Genomic DNA, 16,560 nt, shown 5'->3' on the forward strand with positions numbered 1-16,560 from the left:
GAAGAGCAAATTTCTGCATTTTTCACCATTTTTCACTATAATAGATGGAAAGAAACAGAATATAAGAAAAAAATAGTAGAAGAACATAGAGGGCAGTCGAATGAAAATAAAAACATTGTTATCACATAAAGAGCTTTTTCCCTATTTATTGAAAGGACGCTATGGGATTGAGCGTGAAGCGCAACGGGTGCGGCTCGATGGGACGTTCGCGGGAACCGATCATCCTAAAGCGCTGGGCAATCGGCGCTTCCATCCGTATATCCAAACAGATTTTGCGGAAAATCAACTGGAACTGATCACGCCGGTCGCTGATTCAGTGGATGAATTGTTCCGTTTTTTAGGGGCTATTCATGATGTGGCGTATCGTTCGATGTCAGCAGAAGAAATGCTCTGGCCTTTGAGCATGCCACCGGCTTTACCAGAAAAAGAAGAAGACATCGTCATTGCTAAATTAGACCAATTTGAAGATGTGCTCTACCGCCGCTATTTGGCCAAAACTTATGGTCGCCGTAAGCAAATGGTCAGTGGGATACATTTCAATTTTGAATTTGCGGAAGACTTTTTGCAGCAACTGTATGCTTTATCTGAAACGAAGGAAAGCTATCAAGCCTTTAAAACGGCGCTTTATTTGAAAGTAACTCGCAATTATTTGCATTATCGCTGGTTTTTGACGTATTTCTTTGGGGCGACCCCTGCATCAGAAGCCAATTATTTTACGACAGAAAACGGACCGCAAGAACCAGTCCGCAGTATTCGCAATAGCCGTTATGGCTACACGAATCACGAAGACGTCAAGGTATCTTATGCTTCGTTAGAGACCTATCTTGCGGATATTGCCAACTTAGTGGAGACAGGAAAGCTTTCAGAAGAAAAAGAATTTTATGCGCCAGTGCGTTTACGTGGGGGAAAACGGGTCGCAGATCTAGCCTCAGCTGGTATCCGTTATATTGAGTTAAGAAATATCGATATCGATCCCTTTGCCCGCTATGGCATTTCCAAAGAGCAAGTCGCGTTCTTACATTTCTTCTTATTGTTTTTAAGTACAAAAGAAGAAGGCAGCGATGCCGATGCGTGGATCGAAGAGGGCAATCAGAAAAATGATCAGGTCGCATTAGAACACCCACTTGCACCATTGACTTATCAGCAAGAAGCGCAAGCACTGATTGCTGAAATGATGGACTTTGCCCAAGCCCTTGAGCTGCCGCATCCGCCATTTTTGGATCAGCTTTCTGTGATGCTGGCTGAACCAGAAAGAACCTTCGCCGGACGTCTTTTCTCAGCGAGTCAAGCAACTAGCCAAGCGCAGACAGCAACATTGCTGGGACAAAAGTATCATCAAGCTGCTTGGGAAAAACCGTATCAATTAGCTGGCTTTCGAGCAATGGAATTGTCGACCCAGATTCTCTTGTTCGATGCGATCCAAAAAGGAATCGAAGTGACGGTACTGGATGAAACGGATCAGTTCTTGAAATTAGCCGTGAAAGACCACATCGAATATGTTAAAAATGCCAATATGACTAGTAAGGATCAGTACATCGTCCCATTGATCATGGCGAATAAAACGGTCACCAAAAAAATCTTAGCCGAAAATGGCTTTCATGTACCAGGTGGTGCTGAATTCGCTTCGACAGAAGAAGCGATCGCGTTTTATCCGCAAATCGCCCACAGCGGGTTTGTGGTAAAACCGAAAACCACCAACTATGGGATCGGTATCTCGATTTTCAAAGAAGGCGCCTCTTTAGCGGATTATCAAGCGGCGGTCGCCATTGCCTTTGCGGAAGATGATTCGATCCTCGTTGAGACCTTTTTATCAGGGACGGAATATCGGTTCTTCGTGATCGATGGGCGAGTCGATGCGATTTTATTACGTATCCCAGCCAATGTCGTGGGTGACGGCAAGCGTACGATCACGGAACTCGTCGCAGAGAAAAATCTCGATCCATTGCGCGGCACCCATCATCGGACTCCATTAGAGTTGATTCAATTAGGGGAACTGGAACAACTGATGTTAAAAGAGCAAGGGTATCAAGTTGATTCAGTGCCGGAAGAAGGGCAGATCGTTTATCTGCGAGAAAACTCGAATATCAGTACTGGCGGTGATTCTATCGATGTAACGGATGACTTCAACGATGACTACAAACAAGTAGCAGTCGATGCGGTCGCCGCATTACAAGCGTCTATCAGTGGAATCGATCTGATTATTCCAGATAAAACCAAGCCAGCCAATGAACCGGGGGCTTATGGAATCATTGAAGCCAATTTCAACCCAGCGATGCATATGCACGTTTATCCATACAGCGGGAAAGGCCGACGCTTAACTATGTCTGTTTTACGCCTGTTGTTCCCTGAAGTCTTCGAAAGCTGATGGAAGCTTAGAGAGCAAAGAACTGCACACTCTGGAAGGTGATTCCCTTCGAAAGTGTGCAGTCTTTTTTATTAGGATTCAAAAGCAGCGATCTCAATCGTTTGTTTTGTTTCTTCCACCTTGAGACCCGTTCGGGCTTCCCACCATTGTTTCATTTCTTTTTCATACGTGGTAGGAAAACGTTGGATCAAGGTCAATAACGGTACGCCTTGAATCGAGGCATAGGGAAAGTTTAAAACGAGATTGTACTTCAGTTCCGACAGGAGGCTATAATATTGAAACATCATAAAGTTCATTTCATTCTGATCCTCCAGTAGGAGTACTTTCGGAGCGCGATCCAGCATAAAACCCAAGCTGCGCATCATGAACAATACGCCATCCAGATGGCTCGATTCGATCGTAGGGGCCGTTTTCAACAAATCGATATGCAAATCCAAAGCATCAAGCAGTTCTTTCTTTAATGAAAGGTAGGGCGGTGTTGATTGTTCCATGATAGTTCCTCCTTTTAATGGAAAAGACGTTTCCAAAATGACGTTTTCTCTGGTTGTTCGTGCTCTTTATCTGATGGAGCGGCAGCTGCAGGGTATTTTTTTTCGATATCGATGACGTCTTGATTGACGGCTTCTTTCCCGGCAATCAGCAAGCCGATACTGTCTGGACCGGCATCTTGGGCATCGGAGACGATCCGAAATTCCATCTGTTGTTTGGTCAGTAAAGTGATGTAATCGGTCTGGATCGATTCTGGCAATTTTCCGTTGAGCAGCACGAGCGCACCTTGATAATCTGGTAAGGCGTTCAAGAGCGTTTTCTGGTTGTCCTTCTTCTTCATTTCTGTTACTGTCATACTAAGATAACACCGTTCACGAAACGTGCCTAAATACTTGCGCTGTTCATCTGGGTTGACGCGAGGCGTCCCATACATTCCTGTATCAAGGCGTTTTTCTAATTCGTCTGACATTGAAGTATCCTCCTCAAAGCGTTTACTTATGCTTATTATAGCATATCCAACAAATAGCAAAAGAGGGGTGCGATCGTGAGAGAGTTCTGATAGAAAGTAGGGATCCTATGACAACAAAAGAACGACATTTGCTATTATTAGCAGAAAATCAGCGGTTGGAGACACCGAGGCTGCTCTTGCGCCCCGTTTCCTTGGCGGATGCAGCAGACATGTTTGCCTATGCAAATGATGAAGAAACGACGACCTTCGTCTTTGCTAGACATGGGTCGGTTGACGAAACAAAACTGCGCATTGCCGAGTATTTTGTTGCTGCACCCTTAGGGAAATATGCGATCGAAGAAAAAGACTCAGGCAAAATGATCGGGACCATCGATTTACGGGTGGAATCTGAAAAAGAGATCGCTGAGCTTGGTTATACATTAAGTCGCGATTACTGGGGGCAAGGGATCATGCCAGAAGCGGCAATGACACTGCTGCATTTTGGTTTTGAAACACTCGAATTGATTCGGATTTTTGCTCGACATGATGCTCGAAATCCCAATTCTGGACGGGTCATGGAGAAAATTGGGATGAAATTGGAAGCAACGATCCCAGCTGCCCGCAAATCGGGTGAAGAAATCATCGATGAAGTCACGCGCGGCATCACGCTGGAGGAATGGAAAAAACGTATTATGTAAAGGAGGGCTCTCGTCATGGAACTGAACATTGAGCCAGCAGCAATTGAAAAAATAACCTCTTATGTACAGCCAGATGATCGTCTCTATTTGGATTTTGAAGACGGCGTCGGTCCGTTTCCTGCAACGGAGATCACCTGCCGTTTGGACATCCATTTTCGCCTGATCATCGTGCCACAGAGCTATCCAGAAGAAGGATTGGCGATCTACGACACCCCTTTAACGACACCCTTAGGCACGATTTGGTTGAAGCAAGGGGCTCAGGTGTATTTAGAAGAACAGACTCGGATGCAGGTGGAACCGACCTATCAACGGTTGCAATTGGTGGGAAATAGCGGGATCTTAGCTAATGATGTCCAATTGTTACGGATCGAAAAGCAGACGGCAGGCCGCTGATATGGGCACGCTGGCGGTTATTAGCGACTTGCACGTCGATATCAACCAATTATTCGACCCCCATCTGCAGCTGATCGCTGATTATTTGCAGCAAAATCAGGTGACCCATCTGCATCTGGCAGGAGATGTGGCGAATAAAAAGCAAAGGCTATTAGACGTGGTCGCATTTTTTCAAAGTCGACAGGTGCCAACGACCTTTCACTGGGGCAATCATGAAATGGTGGACTTGACGGAACAAGAGATCGAGGCTTTCGATGATCCCGCCTTTCTTAATTTTCAGACGTATCGCTTATCAGAAAAAACACTGCTGTTGGGAATCAATGGCTGGTATGACTACCAATATTCTGATCTGACCAGTGAATCTGAGATCTTGCGGCTGAAAAATTTGTTTTGGTATGACCGCATGATTCAGCGAAAGGGATCGGATAAGGAAATCAGCCAAGCCATCAATGAGCGTTTAGCGGAAACATTGGCCCGTTTGCCGCAAGACCAAGAAATTCTTCTTTCTACCCATTTTGTGCCCCAAGAAGCGTTTATTGTTCGTCAGACCGGCAAGTATGCCCGCTGGAACCACCTAAATGCGTTTTTAGGGTCGCCCGATTTTGGCGCAGTGATCGACCGCTACGCCAATGTTCGGGCAGTTGTCTTTGGGCATACCCATCGACGCTTTGAGAAAAAAGAACTTGCGGGAACCAGCTACTATTGCCGCCCCTTCGGCTACTATTATGAATGGCAGTTGACCCGCCGGTTCGTTATGGAAAATCACTTAGCAGAAGCATATTCGCCAACGAAAGTTCGGACGCTGCTGCGAAACCATCATGAGGCATTTGAGGACTATAAAACGACGCATCTTTTAGAAGAATTGGCGCAAGCGATCACACTACTGCCGTATTAGCGCAGCAACCGAGTCCTGCTTGTTTTCGTAATTGAATTTCCAAGCAATTTAAACCATTAGAAGAAAAACCCAAAGGAGAAAAATCATGACATTTGAAGAAATCTTACCAGAATTAAAAGCCGGCAAAAAAATCATCCGTGAAGGTTGGGGCGGTTTTGAACTTTATGTGACATTCGTTGAAGGGGAAGTGTACGACAATGCCCCAGTCACCCCTTACTTTTTGATCAAAACAGCAGATGAGGGATTCTCGAGTTTCGCACCGACTGTTTGCGACATTCTTGCGGAAGATTGGAAAATCGTGGAATGACAGCATCGTGGATCGATGACAAAACGATTGTGTTTGTCACAGGAGCTGCTTCAGGCATCGGCAGAGCGCAAGCAGAGGCGTTTCTTGCAGAAGGCGCTCAAGTATTTGGGGTTGACTGCCAATCGTTTCCTGATACGCTTTTAGCCCAGCCCCGCTTTTTCGGCACGTGTTGCGATTTAGCGGTGGAAGAAAATTGTCTTGCAGCGGTCCAAGCTTGTGTTACACACTTTGGTGGCATGACGATCTTGTTGAATACAGCCGGGAAACTAGATGGCTATCATACGATCGCTGAGACGACATCAATGGAGTGGGAGGAGATATTTCAAACCAATGTCTCCAGCATGTTTTATTTAACGAAAGAAATTTTGCCGCTGATGCAAGCCAATGGTGGCGGAACGATCATTAATATGGCGTCGATCGCTGGAATGGTCGCAGGTGGAGGTGGGATCGCTTATACAACCGCAAAACACGCGATCGTCGGGTTTACCAAACAGTTGGCATTGGATGTTGCAGATCAAGGGATCTCGGTGAAGGGCATCGCGCCAGGTGCGATTCAAACGCCGATGAATGCGGCTGATTTTGCCGGTGACGGAAAAATGGCGCAATGGGTGGCAGAGGAGACGCCGGTCAAGCGTTGGGCGCAACCAGAAGAAGTTGCAGCGCTGACCCTTTTTCTTGCCAGCCCGCAAGCTAGTTACTTGCAGGGGGCGATCGTGCCCATCGACGGTGGTTGGACCTTGAAATAACTAGCCTGAGCCCATTAGAGGAGGACGCCAATGAAGGAACAAGCGATCCAGAACTTGTTTGCAAAAAATCGTGAATGTCGACAACTGCTTACGATCATTGAAGCGTTACAGCTTCCGGATTGCTGGCTGTGTGCCGGGTACCTGCGGAATTATTTATGGGGTTTTCTCAGCGGAAAAATAGCGGAGGTGCCGATAACCGATATTGATGTCGTGTTTTATGATCCGACTGTAAGCTTAGAAGAAACAGCAGCGATCGAAGCGCAACTGCGCCGTTCGTTTCCCGAATTTCCTTGGGAGGTTCGAAACCAAGCGTTGATGCACCAGCACAACTTTGCCGAGGAACCCACTTATACAAGTACCTTCGATGCTTTAACGAAGTTTCCAGAGCGTTGTACAGCGGTGGCGGCACGAATGAAACAAGGCGAGATTGAATTGATGGCGCCTTTCGGTTGGCAGGATGTTTGCAGTTTTCGGGTGCGTCCAACACCGCATTTCGCCCAAAATGACCAGTACCTTGCGGTTTACCGACAACGCCAAGCGATGAAGCAGTGGCAGAAAGTTTGGCCGCAGTTGTTGATTGAAGAGATCGACAACTAAAAAAGAACACTCGCGTGATGTGGCGATTTCCAAAAGTTAGACGAAAAAGCTAACTGATGGGAATCGCTGCATATGACGCGAGTGTTTTTTATTAACGCAAAGCCAGTCGTTGCGCCAAGCGGTTTCTTAAAAAGATGCCTAGATAAGCTGCGGCAACGGCTTTGATGATCCCGGGGATAATAAACAAAACAAAACCACCGTTAAAAGCCGCCGGCCATGCCATGCCAGTGCTCCATTTCAGCCATAATGTACCAAACAACAAAGTTGCCAGCGCACCGACAATATTGCCGATCACTGCTCCTGTGTAGCGAAACGCCGTTTTTTCTACGACCAATCCAGTAAGCAATCCGTTAAAGAGGAAGCCGACTAAATAGCCTCCGGTTGGTCCTAACAAAACACCGATACCGCTGGAAAAACCAGCGAAAACGGGCAGACCGATCAATCCTAACAGCAAGTAGATGATGATCGCCATCGTTCCTGTTCGCGTGCCGAGGAAAGTCACCGCCAGTCCAATCGCAAAGGTTTGTCCTGTCAATGGGATCAAACCTAACGGAATCGTCAATTGGGAAAGACCAGCAATAATGATCGCAAATAATGCGGCATGGATTTGTTCACGTAATGATAATTTCATCGAATCCTTCTCTCTAGTAATAATTTCGTTAACCTAAAAAAGATTTATTTGGTTAACGAAATTATAAACGGTGGTTTACCAAAAGTAAAGAAGAATCTTGTTTTTTTAGTGTCCTTTTTTTAATAGGACAAGTAAGTTCTTTGAGGAGAGGAAAGGGGCGATTTCTTCCAATTCATCTGTTGAGAAGGGCAGTGCTTGAACGAGACAGCAGATCGTTGCTTCTGTCAGAAACGGCAGCAGTTCTTCGATTTCATCATAAGACAAGCGTTCTGATGCGGTAACGTTTGGCTGTTCCAGGGCCGTCAGCAGGAGTTCATCCAGATACGGTGCAGGTAAAAAGGGAAGCAGTTCTTCAATCTCAGAAAAGCGAAAGTCAGGGGTTTCAAGCCAACCTTTGATTTCTCCCGCCAAAAAGTTGGGGGTTAAAAAGGGCGCCGCCTCTTCCCAAAAAGCCATGGAATAGTGGTTGCCTTTAAGGAGCTCTTCTATTTGGGGCTTTTTCAAAAACGGCAAGAGTTCTTCCATGACATCTTCTGGGATATTTTCGGCGCCATTAAGCAAGTGCTGCAAGTCAGCACTATTCAAATGAGGTGCTAGTCTAGGCAATAAGTCTAGGTCTAAAGAAGATTCTTGAAACAGTTCTTCTTGAATCAGTGCCGATAGTTCTTGCGGTTTGATCAGCGGAGCTAGTTCGGCGATTTCTTTTGGCTGCGCGGTTCCTGCTTGATAATGTTGAACCGCAGCTGCTGGCTTCCCTAACAGCTCATCGATCGATAGGCCTAAAATCGCCGCTAGCTGCGGCAATTTTTCAATGTCCGGCAGTGAGTTGCCCCGCTCCCAATTACTGACCGCTTGATAGCTGACAAGTAATTGGTCTGCCAAGTTGCTTTGGGTCAGATTTTTTTCTTTGCGTTTGGTAGCGATCTGCTGACCAATTTTTCTCATGTTGAATTCACTCATAAATGAATTCCCCCTTTCATGCTCTAAGTATAGTTTCTCAAAAGGTGAAAACGCAATCAAGCTGTGATTGAGCAGGCAAATGCCGACTCAATCACAGCTTGAGTTTACGAATGGATCAGCTGAAGGAGGTGTTCACCAAACGCTTGTGTTGTTAAACAGACGGCTTCGGGCATCAACTGTGCAAAGTCGGCAGTGACGTGCTGACTTTGCAAGGCTTGTTCAATGGCTTGCGTCAGTATTGCAGCAGCTTCCGGCCAGTTCAAATGTTCTAATAGCATGCACGCCGATAGCAGCAGTGAACAGGGATTGGCTTTGCCAAGTCCTGCGATATCCGGTGCCGTTCCGTGGGTAGCTTCAAAGATGGCTGCCCCAGTATCGTAATTGATATTGGCGCCGGGGGCGATCCCGATGCCGCCAACTTGTGCAGCGAGTGCATCAGAAATGTAGTCGCCGTTCAAATTACAAGTGGCAATGACATCGAATTTTTCTGGATACAAAAGGATCTGCTGTAAAAAGTTGTCGGCGATCACATCGTTAACAACGATCTTTCCAGCCGTTTTTGCCGAGGCAAGGGCGGCTTCGGCTGCCTTTGAACCATTTTCTGCTTTGATTTTGTTGTATTGATTTATTGTAAAACACTGGTCGGCGTACGTGGTTTCTGCAAGCTGATAGCCCCAGTTTTTAAATCCGCCTTCTGTAAATTTCATGATATTGCCTTTATGCACCAGTGTCACCGTGGGCCGCTTTTGAGTAATCGCATACTCAATGGCAGCAGCGATCAAGCGCTGACTGCCTTCTAAAGAGATCGGCTTGATGCCAATAGCGGCAGTTTTAGGAAAACGAATCGCCTTGACGGCAAAGTCTGCTTGCAGTGTCTGGATCAAACGCTGTGTTGCGTCGTCGTCTTTGGCAAATTCGATACCAGCATAAACATCTTCAGTATTTTCGCGAAAGATCACCATATCGGTTTTTTCTGGCTGTTTTAAAGGCGAAGGGACCCCTGTAAAATAGCGAACAGGTCTGACACAGGCATAAAGATCCAGGGTCTGCCGTAAGGTGACATTCAAGGAGCGAAAGCCCTCGCCAATCGGGGTAGTCAACGGTCCTTTCAAGGCGTATTGCTGGGCCTTGATCGTATCGATGGTTGCTTGCGGCAGCCATTCCCCTGTCTGTTCAAAGGCGGCTTCTCCAGCGAAAACTTCCAGCCACTCGATGTGGCGCTGATTGTCATAAGCTTTATTCACAGCTGCATCAATCACAGGTTGCGCAGCCTGCCAAATCTCGGCACCGATGCCGTCTCCTGCAATGTAAGGAATGGTGATCGTCGTTGCTTCATGGGTTGTTTGGTTAGACATGGGCAGCTCCTCCTAATTCCGCTTTTTTTCGAATGACCATTGGCAAAATTCCTTGATGCTTCCAATAGCGAATATCTGCAGGGGCATCGAAGCGTAGACGGGTCATAAAGGAGACAGTCCCTCCGTCGGTCCGTTGCGCAGTGACTTCGACCAGCTGCTTGACCGCTGGCTCTTCTGGCAAAGCAATCGAGAATGTTTCGCTGCCATCTAAAGCAAAAGAGGCGGCACTTTCACCAGCCAGATATTCAAGAGGAATGATCCCCATCATGACCAAGTTGCTGCGATGGATCCGTTCGAAGCTTTCTGCTAAAACGACTTTAACGCCTAACAATTGTGTTCCTTTGGCGGCCCAGTCGCGAGAAGAACCCATGCCATAATCTTTACCGGCTAAAATGATACAGCTTTGGCCGGCTTTTTGGTAATTCATAGCGGCGTCAAATATAGACAAGGTTTCCCCAGTTGGAAAATAATGCGTGACACTGCCAGTGCTGCCAGGAACCAGCTGGTTTTGCAGACGGATGTTGCCGAAAGTCCCCCGCATCATAATCTGATGATTGCCGCGCCGCGAACCAAAGGAATTGAATTCACGATACGGAACTTCTTTTTCTTGTAAAAATTTTCCAGCTGCAGAATCCATACTGATGCTGCCGGCAGGAGAAATATGGTCAGTGGTGACGGAATCACCCAATTTTGCCAAGACTTTCAGATCGGCTAAGACATCTGGTTTAGGCAATTCTTTGGTCAATGTTTCAAAGTAGGGCGGATGAGCAATGTAAGTAGATTGTTCCTCCCATTCATAACATGCGCTCGTGGTGGTTTCGATCGCATTCCAGCGTTCATTGGCATCAAAAAGATGCTCATAGGCAGCGCGAAATGCTTCTGGTCCGACGTATTCTTGAACGTAAGCATTGACTTCTTCATTGCTAGGCCAAATATCAGACAAATACACCGGCTCGTCATTGACGATAGCTAATGGTTCTTTTGTAAGATCTTTGCGAGTGCTGCCAGCGATCGCATAAGCAACAACTAACGGCGGCGAAGCCAAATAATTGGCTTTGATCTGTGGATGGATTCTTCCTTCAAAATTCCGATTGCCTGACAGAACCGACGCCACCAGTAGATTTTCCGCCTCAATTGCTTCAGCGACCGGCGCTTCTAAAGGACCGGAATTTCCGATACAGGTGGTACAACCGTAGCCCACTAAATAAAAGCCGAGTTGCTCTAAATACGGCAGCAAACCACTGTTTTGCAAATAGGTGGTCACGATCTGGGAGCCAGGTGCAAGGGAGGTTTTGACTGTACGAGGGACGGTCAAACCTTTTTCAATGGCTTTTTTGGCCAATAAGCCTGCAGAGAGCATGACGAAAGGATTGCTAGTATTCGTACAGCTAGTGATCGCCGCCAAAACGATATCGCCGGTCTCTAATTTGTCTGCTGCAGCATCTGGCCAAGTAACGCTGGCTTCTTTTTGCCATTCATCCTCCGAAAGTCCAAAGCCCTTGGGACCAACGGCTGCCGTGACTGATTGTTCAAAATCCTGACGGACTGCTGGAAGCAAAATCCGATCTTGCGGGCGTTTGGGGCCCGCTAATGCCGGCTGAACTTCTGCTAGATCAATGGTGATCGCCTTAGTATAGGTCGGCACGGTCGTTTCATCATAAAAGAAATGGTTGGCTTTGGCGTAAGCGGTAACGAGTTCGATCAGCTCGCTGGAGCGCCCGGTCGTTGCCAAGTAGTTCAAGGTCTCTTGGTCGATCGGACAAAAACCGCAAGTGGCACCATATTCAGGGGCCATGTTCGCTAATGTCGCCCGATCGGCTAAGCTCAAATGACCATAGCCCGGGCCAAAGTATTCGACAAATTTTCCAACCACTTTTTCGATCCGCAGCACTTCGGTTACTTTTAGTGCTAAATCGGTTGCTGTGGTACCTGCAGGCATCTCGTTGATAAATTTCACCCCGATGACTTCAGGTGTAGGAAAGAAAGAAGGTTCGCCAAGAATCGCAGCTTCCGCTTCAATACCGCCAACCCCCCAACCGAGGACCCCCAAACCGTTGATCATCGTGGTGTGAGAATCGGTTCCTTGCAATGTATCAGGAAACAGCAGACGTTGGTCTTCGTGTGTTTTTTGCAAGATCACATCAGACAATGATTCGATGTTGACTTGATGAATGATCCCTGTTTCAGGCGGAACGACTTCGAAATTGTCGAAAGAACCTTGTGCCCATTTCAAGAATTGATAGCGTTCTGCGTTGCGTTCAAATTCCCGCTCCGTATTAAAAGCGATCGCCCCAGGCGTACCGGCTTGATCGACTTGCACAGAGTGGTCGACGACGAGTGTGACGGGGATCTCAGGATTGATGTCTTCTGCGGCACCGCCTAAAGCGACCATCGCATCCCGCATGGCAGCCAGATCAACAACTGCAGGCACCCCAGTAAAGTCTTGCAAGACGACCCGCTCTGGTTTGAATGGCACGACACCGGTAGGGCTTTCTGCCTGCCAATTCGCTAAAAATGGTAAATAATCCTCTGTAATTTCCTCGTCTTGATGACGAGCAACACTTTCCAATAAAACTCGAATGGAGTAGGGCAAGCGAGATAAATCAGCCCCTAAGTCTTGGGTGATTTTCGCTAAGTCAATATACGTGTATTGCGTGTCATTGACGGTGAGTTGAGTTTGCCACTTCATAAGAATCCTCCTTTTTACGAAGATAATCGTACTTATTAGGAATAATTATACGTTGATAATTTAAAAAATCAATTAAATTTATGAAAAATATTTCATTTTCTAAACATCGTGCTATAATGTGTGAAAGTTTGTTAAAAAGCAACGATTTTATAGGATGACTATTTTAACGATGTTTGTATACGGTTAAATAACATTATAGTCGATAGTTTGTAGAAAGATTGGAGGTAACATCACCGTGGAAAGATTAGAAAAGAAAGAGAAATTGTCCTATCTTGCATCGCAATGTCAGAAATACAATTTGATAGATATGAATCTTTATTCAGAATATGATGTAAAGCGTGGACTGAGGGATTTAAATGGCACGGGGGTCTTAGCAGGTCTTACGACGATCTCCACCATTTATCCAGAAAAAATCATTGCCGGCAAGCCAGTTGAAGCTTGTGGCGAGCTGCGTTATCGCGGAATTGACATCAATGAGTTAGTAGCAGGGTTCGTCAATGAAAAACGTTTTGGCTTTGAAGAAATTGCATATTTATTACTTTTCGGCGAACTGCCAAACAAAACAGAACTTGCGGCATTTCATTGCCTATTAGCAGAAAAACGTACTTTGCCGACCAATTTTGTTCGTGACGTCATTATGAAAGCACCTTCTTCTGATATCATGAATAGTTTATCTCGCAGTATCTTGACACTGGCAAGTTATGATCCGCAAGCAGATGACATCAGTATTGAAAATGTGTTGGAACAAAGTCTGATGCTGATCAGTGTCTTTCCACTCTTGGCAATCTACGGCTATCATGCCTACAATCATTACAATCAAGGGGAGAGCATGTACATCCACCGCCCGACCGAAGAGTTGAGTACAGCTGAAACGATTTTGACTATGCTGCGTCCAACGAAAGAATATAGCTTCCAAGAAGCCCAAACATTGGATATGGCACTTGTTTTGCATATGGAACATGGCGGCGGGAATAATTCGACCTTTACGACACGAGTCGTTACCTCCAGTGGGACGGATACCTATTCAACGATTGCTGCAGCGCTAGGTTCTTTGAAAGGACCTAAACACGGTGGCGCCAATATCAAAGTGACGGAAATGATGGGAGATTTGAAGCGCAACGTTGCTGATATTACCGATGAACAGGCCATCCGCACTTATTTGGAAGCAGTCCTAGATAAAGAAGTATTTGACCGTAAAGGATTGATTTATGGCATGGGCCACGCGGTTTACAGCGACAACGACCCCCGTGCGGCGATCTTTAAAAATTATGTAGCCAAACTGGCACAAGAAAAAGGATCAGAAGCTTGGCAAGAATATCAATTGTATACGATGGTCGAACGCATTGCTCCTCAAGTCATCAATGAAAAGCGCAAAATCTACAAAGGAGTCAGTGCCAATATCGACTTTTTCAGCGGGTTTGTTTATAACATGTTGGATCTGCCAGAAGAACTGTATACACCAATGTTTGCTATCGCGCGGATCGTCGGCTGGTCCGCCCATCGGATCGAAGAGCTGGTCAACGCACAAAAAATCATGCGCCCCGCCTATAAAGAAGTGTCAAATGATCGCGAATATATCGATATAGAGTCAAGATAGATCAAAACAGCAGGGAGGACGCTCGCTGCTGTTTTTGTTTTGGACATTTGAAAAGATGGTATTGAGCTGTTTTTGCGTATTTTTACTAGAGAGCAAATGAATGGCTTGGATCATTCATTCGTTAGAAAAATCAAGTATTTCTCCTTTTTCATATAGGAATGCAAAAATTGATTACAAAGTTTCTTGCATTTTTTGTATGATAGAGGGAGGAATAAAGGAGGAAAGTTCACGAATGAAAATAAAGAAATGGATGGCAATTGCCATTATTACCAGTCAATTTTCAACATTGCTGCCAGTATCAGCGGCTGCGGCTGTTTTAACGAGCGAGTCTACTGCTGGTCAAAATACAGCTGAGTCAACGGTTCCGGGAGTGAACGGGCCAACAATGGGCTTGGTCCCTGAAGATGCCGCAACGGTACCAGGAGAAAACGGCGAAGTAGTTCCAGGAGAGTCAACACCTGTTCCTGAACAGCCAACACCAGAACCATTGCCAGAACCGGAACCAACCCCGACGCCAGAACCAACACCAGAAGAACCGGTACCAAATCCTGATCCAGAGCCGAATCCAGAGCCAGAACCAACACCTGAGCCGGCGCCAGAACCAGAAGAACCAGCACCAAACCCAGAACCAGAGACAACACCAAATCCAGAGCCAGAATCAACACCAAGCCAGCCTTCGCCTGACATCAAAGAAGTACCGAACGTACCAGAGTTGACGGTAACGCCGCCGCAAGAAGATGAGCCAGCAAAATTTGAAGTCACGCCAGTCAAAGAAACGTGGGACTTTATTATGGAGATTGGAGAAGATGCTCGTAAAGTTGGACAAGAAGAAGATCTTTACGCATCGGTCATGATTGCACAAGCGATTTTAGAGTCTGGTAGCGGAAGAAGTCGTCTGAGCCAGGAGCCTTTTTATAACCTATTTGGTATTAAGGGACTTTATGAAGGGAATGGGATTTCCTTCCAAACGCAAGAAGACGATGGTTCCGGTAATTTATACACAGTTCATGCCACGTTTCGCCAATATGACAGTATCGAATCTTCTTTGAAAGATTATGCGAAATTGTTGAAAGAAGGATTGGACCACAATCCGAATTTTTATAAAGGTGTTTGGAAATCAGAAACGGAGTCTTATGAAGATGCCACGGAATATCTGACCGGGCGTTATGCATCAGATACACAATACAATGAGAAGCTAAATGCGCTGATCGAAGCATATGCTCTGACGAGTTATGACAAAGAGAAACCAGAATTACCGACAGGCAGCGAACAGATGATCTATCCTGTCAGCAATCCAGTTGTCTCTTCTGTCTTTGGTCCACGAGGCAATGGGTTTCATCGTGGAGTGGACTTCGCCGCCCCGCAAGGAACGCCGATCATGGCTAGTCTTTCAGGAACGGTGATCCGCTCAGAATATCATTCTTCATGGGGGAATTATGTTGCTATCGAGCACAAAGATGGGCTGACGACATTGTATGCGCACAATCATCGCAATTTAGTGGAAGTCGGTCAAACGGTCGAACAAGGCGAAGTGATTGCTTCCATGGGAAGTACGGGGAACAGTACAGGTCCTCACTTGCATTTTGAAGTTAGTCTTTCACCTAGTTTAGCCCGGCATCAACTGGTTGATCCATTAGATGCCTTGTCAAAATAACAAAGAATAAAAGAGAGCAGTGTAGCTGCTTTCTTTTTTTTGTCAAGAAAAACGAATCATTTCAAGAAAATTATGCTTCGAGATTTTTTTAGCGCATTCATTTTATCTTGCACGATAAATTTATTCCGAAAACAAGTGTTTTTCTTTGTAAAAAAAACAAAAAGAATTTATGCTAGAAAGGTAGGGAAAAAAACTCCCAAGAGGAATGTCCACTTTAGACAAGGTCGTGTATGCGACTTTGCGATGTCTCTAGTATCCTTTCTTATTTAACCAAGGAGTGTGAAAAATGACTGACGATCAGCAAACAACGAATTTGTCTAATGAAGCAGCGCAAGCAAGTCCACTGTCCTTTGAAGAAAAAGTCATTGAAACAATTGTTGGTGTCGCTTTGCAGTCAATTGATGGCTTGATTAGTGTAAATGGCAGATTTCTTTCAGATATGACCGAAAACCTTGAAGAACAGCCGCAAGTCGCTTCTGGCATCGATGTGGAAGTTGGCAAAGAAGAGGTTGCAGTTGATTTGGAAGTAATCGTGGCTTACGGCAAAGATATCCCTAAACTCTTTGCGCAAGTCCAAGAAGTGGTTTTAGAAGAAATCAGTCGCTTGACTTCTTTAAAAGTTAAAGAGATCAATATTCGAATCGCCGATATCGTCAAACAGGAAACGATCGATCAAATCGAAGGTTGAGCACCACGCAAAAAATCGAAGTACATCAAAGAGAAAGGAAGAATAAAC

General features: G+C 45.8%; 16 protein-coding genes. 10 read left to right on the forward strand and 6 right to left on the reverse strand.

The window, feature by feature from the left end:
- The first annotated feature begins 100 nt into the window (after positions 1-100).
- Positions 101-2,365 (forward strand): bifunctional glutamate--cysteine ligase GshA/glutathione synthetase GshB, encoded by a 2,265-nt coding sequence (gshAB, locus tag IGK85_RS01495; RefSeq protein WP_008376336.1) that lies wholly within the window; start codon positions 101-103, stop codon positions 2,363-2,365.
- Positions 2,366-2,436: 71 nt separating this feature from the next.
- On the opposite strand, the gene IGK85_RS01500 is transcribed toward gshAB, so the two are convergent.
- Together IGK85_RS01500 and IGK85_RS01505 are read right to left on the reverse strand one after the other, a co-directional pair.
- On the reverse strand, positions 2,437-2,856 hold the full coding sequence (locus IGK85_RS01500; RefSeq protein ID WP_005232469.1) for a hypothetical protein: 420 nt from the start codon (positions 2,854-2,856) through the stop codon (positions 2,437-2,439).
- Between the two features lie 14 nt (positions 2,857-2,870).
- Positions 2,871-3,323 (reverse strand): YueI family protein, encoded by a 453-nt coding sequence (locus IGK85_RS01505; protein WP_005232467.1) that lies wholly within the window; start codon positions 3,321-3,323, stop codon positions 2,871-2,873.
- Positions 3,324-3,430: 107 nt separating this feature from the next.
- Here IGK85_RS01505 and IGK85_RS01510 point away from each other — a divergent pair, with 107 nt between their 5' ends.
- The 6 genes from IGK85_RS01510 (at position 3,431) to IGK85_RS01535 (ending at position 6,938) form a co-directional block, all read left to right on the forward strand.
- Positions 3,431-4,000, forward strand: a complete 570-nt coding sequence (locus tag IGK85_RS01510; RefSeq protein WP_008376331.1) for a GNAT family N-acetyltransferase — start codon at positions 3,431-3,433, stop codon at positions 3,998-4,000.
- A gap of 15 nt (positions 4,001-4,015) precedes the next feature.
- Complete coding sequence (locus IGK85_RS01515) at positions 4,016-4,393, forward strand: iron-sulfur cluster biosynthesis family protein (RefSeq protein ID WP_005232463.1); 378 nt, start codon at positions 4,016-4,018, stop codon at positions 4,391-4,393.
- A 1-nt stretch (position 4,394) separates the two neighbouring features.
- Positions 4,395-5,288, forward strand: coding sequence for a metallophosphoesterase (locus tag IGK85_RS01520; protein WP_005232461.1), 894 nt, complete (start codon positions 4,395-4,397; stop codon positions 5,286-5,288).
- Positions 5,289-5,373: 85 nt separating this feature from the next.
- Positions 5,374-5,595, forward strand: coding sequence for a DUF2829 domain-containing protein (locus IGK85_RS01525; protein WP_005227147.1), 222 nt, complete (start codon positions 5,374-5,376; stop codon positions 5,593-5,595).
- Positions 5,592-6,341 (forward strand): 3-oxoacyl-ACP reductase, encoded by a 750-nt coding sequence (locus IGK85_RS01530; protein WP_005232459.1) that lies wholly within the window; start codon positions 5,592-5,594, stop codon positions 6,339-6,341. The genes IGK85_RS01525 and IGK85_RS01530 overlap by 4 nt, the downstream gene beginning before the upstream one ends.
- A 30-nt stretch (positions 6,342-6,371) precedes the next feature.
- Positions 6,372-6,938 carry a nucleotidyltransferase family protein gene (locus tag IGK85_RS01535; protein WP_008376325.1) on the forward strand — a complete coding sequence of 189 codons (567 nt, stop codon included), beginning with the start codon at positions 6,372-6,374 and terminating at the stop codon, positions 6,936-6,938.
- A gap of 91 nt (positions 6,939-7,029) precedes the next feature.
- On the opposite strand, the gene IGK85_RS01540 is transcribed toward IGK85_RS01535, so the two are convergent.
- From IGK85_RS01540 to acnA, 4 genes are all read right to left on the reverse strand, one after another.
- On the reverse strand, positions 7,030-7,569 hold the full coding sequence (locus tag IGK85_RS01540; protein WP_008376323.1) for a biotin transporter BioY: 540 nt from the start codon (positions 7,567-7,569) through the stop codon (positions 7,030-7,032).
- 105 nt (positions 7,570-7,674) lie between these two features.
- Positions 7,675-8,529: a helix-turn-helix domain-containing protein gene (locus IGK85_RS01545; RefSeq protein ID WP_008376321.1), complete on the reverse strand. Its 855-nt coding sequence runs from the start codon at positions 8,527-8,529 to the stop codon at positions 7,675-7,677.
- Between the two features lie 104 nt (positions 8,530-8,633).
- Positions 8,634-9,884, reverse strand: a complete 1,251-nt coding sequence (gene icd, locus IGK85_RS01550; protein ID WP_008376319.1) for an NADP-dependent isocitrate dehydrogenase — start codon at positions 9,882-9,884, stop codon at positions 8,634-8,636.
- Positions 9,877-12,573 (reverse strand): aconitate hydratase AcnA, encoded by a 2,697-nt coding sequence (acnA, locus tag IGK85_RS01555; protein WP_005232449.1) that lies wholly within the window; start codon positions 12,571-12,573, stop codon positions 9,877-9,879. Before acnA ends, icd begins: the two co-directional genes overlap by 8 nt.
- 235 nt (positions 12,574-12,808) lie before the next feature.
- Between acnA and IGK85_RS01560 the strand changes: the two genes are divergently transcribed.
- The 3 genes from IGK85_RS01560 (at position 12,809) to IGK85_RS01570 (ending at position 16,512) form a co-directional block, all read left to right on the forward strand.
- Positions 12,809-14,170, forward strand: coding sequence for a citrate/2-methylcitrate synthase (locus IGK85_RS01560; protein ID WP_008376316.1), 1,362 nt, complete (start codon positions 12,809-12,811; stop codon positions 14,168-14,170).
- A gap of 232 nt (positions 14,171-14,402) precedes the next feature.
- Positions 14,403-15,824, forward strand: coding sequence for a peptidoglycan DD-metalloendopeptidase family protein (locus tag IGK85_RS01565; RefSeq protein ID WP_008376314.1), 1,422 nt, complete (start codon positions 14,403-14,405; stop codon positions 15,822-15,824).
- Positions 15,825-16,110: 286 nt separating this feature from the next.
- Complete coding sequence (locus tag IGK85_RS01570) at positions 16,111-16,512, forward strand: Asp23/Gls24 family envelope stress response protein (protein ID WP_008376312.1); 402 nt, start codon at positions 16,111-16,113, stop codon at positions 16,510-16,512.
- Positions 16,513-16,560: the final 48 nt, after the last annotated feature.

The sequence above is a fragment of the Enterococcus sp. AZ015 genome (assembly GCF_050499225.1).
GTDB classification, from domain to species: domain Bacteria; phylum Bacillota; class Bacilli; order Lactobacillales; family Enterococcaceae; genus Enterococcus_D; species Enterococcus_D entomosocium.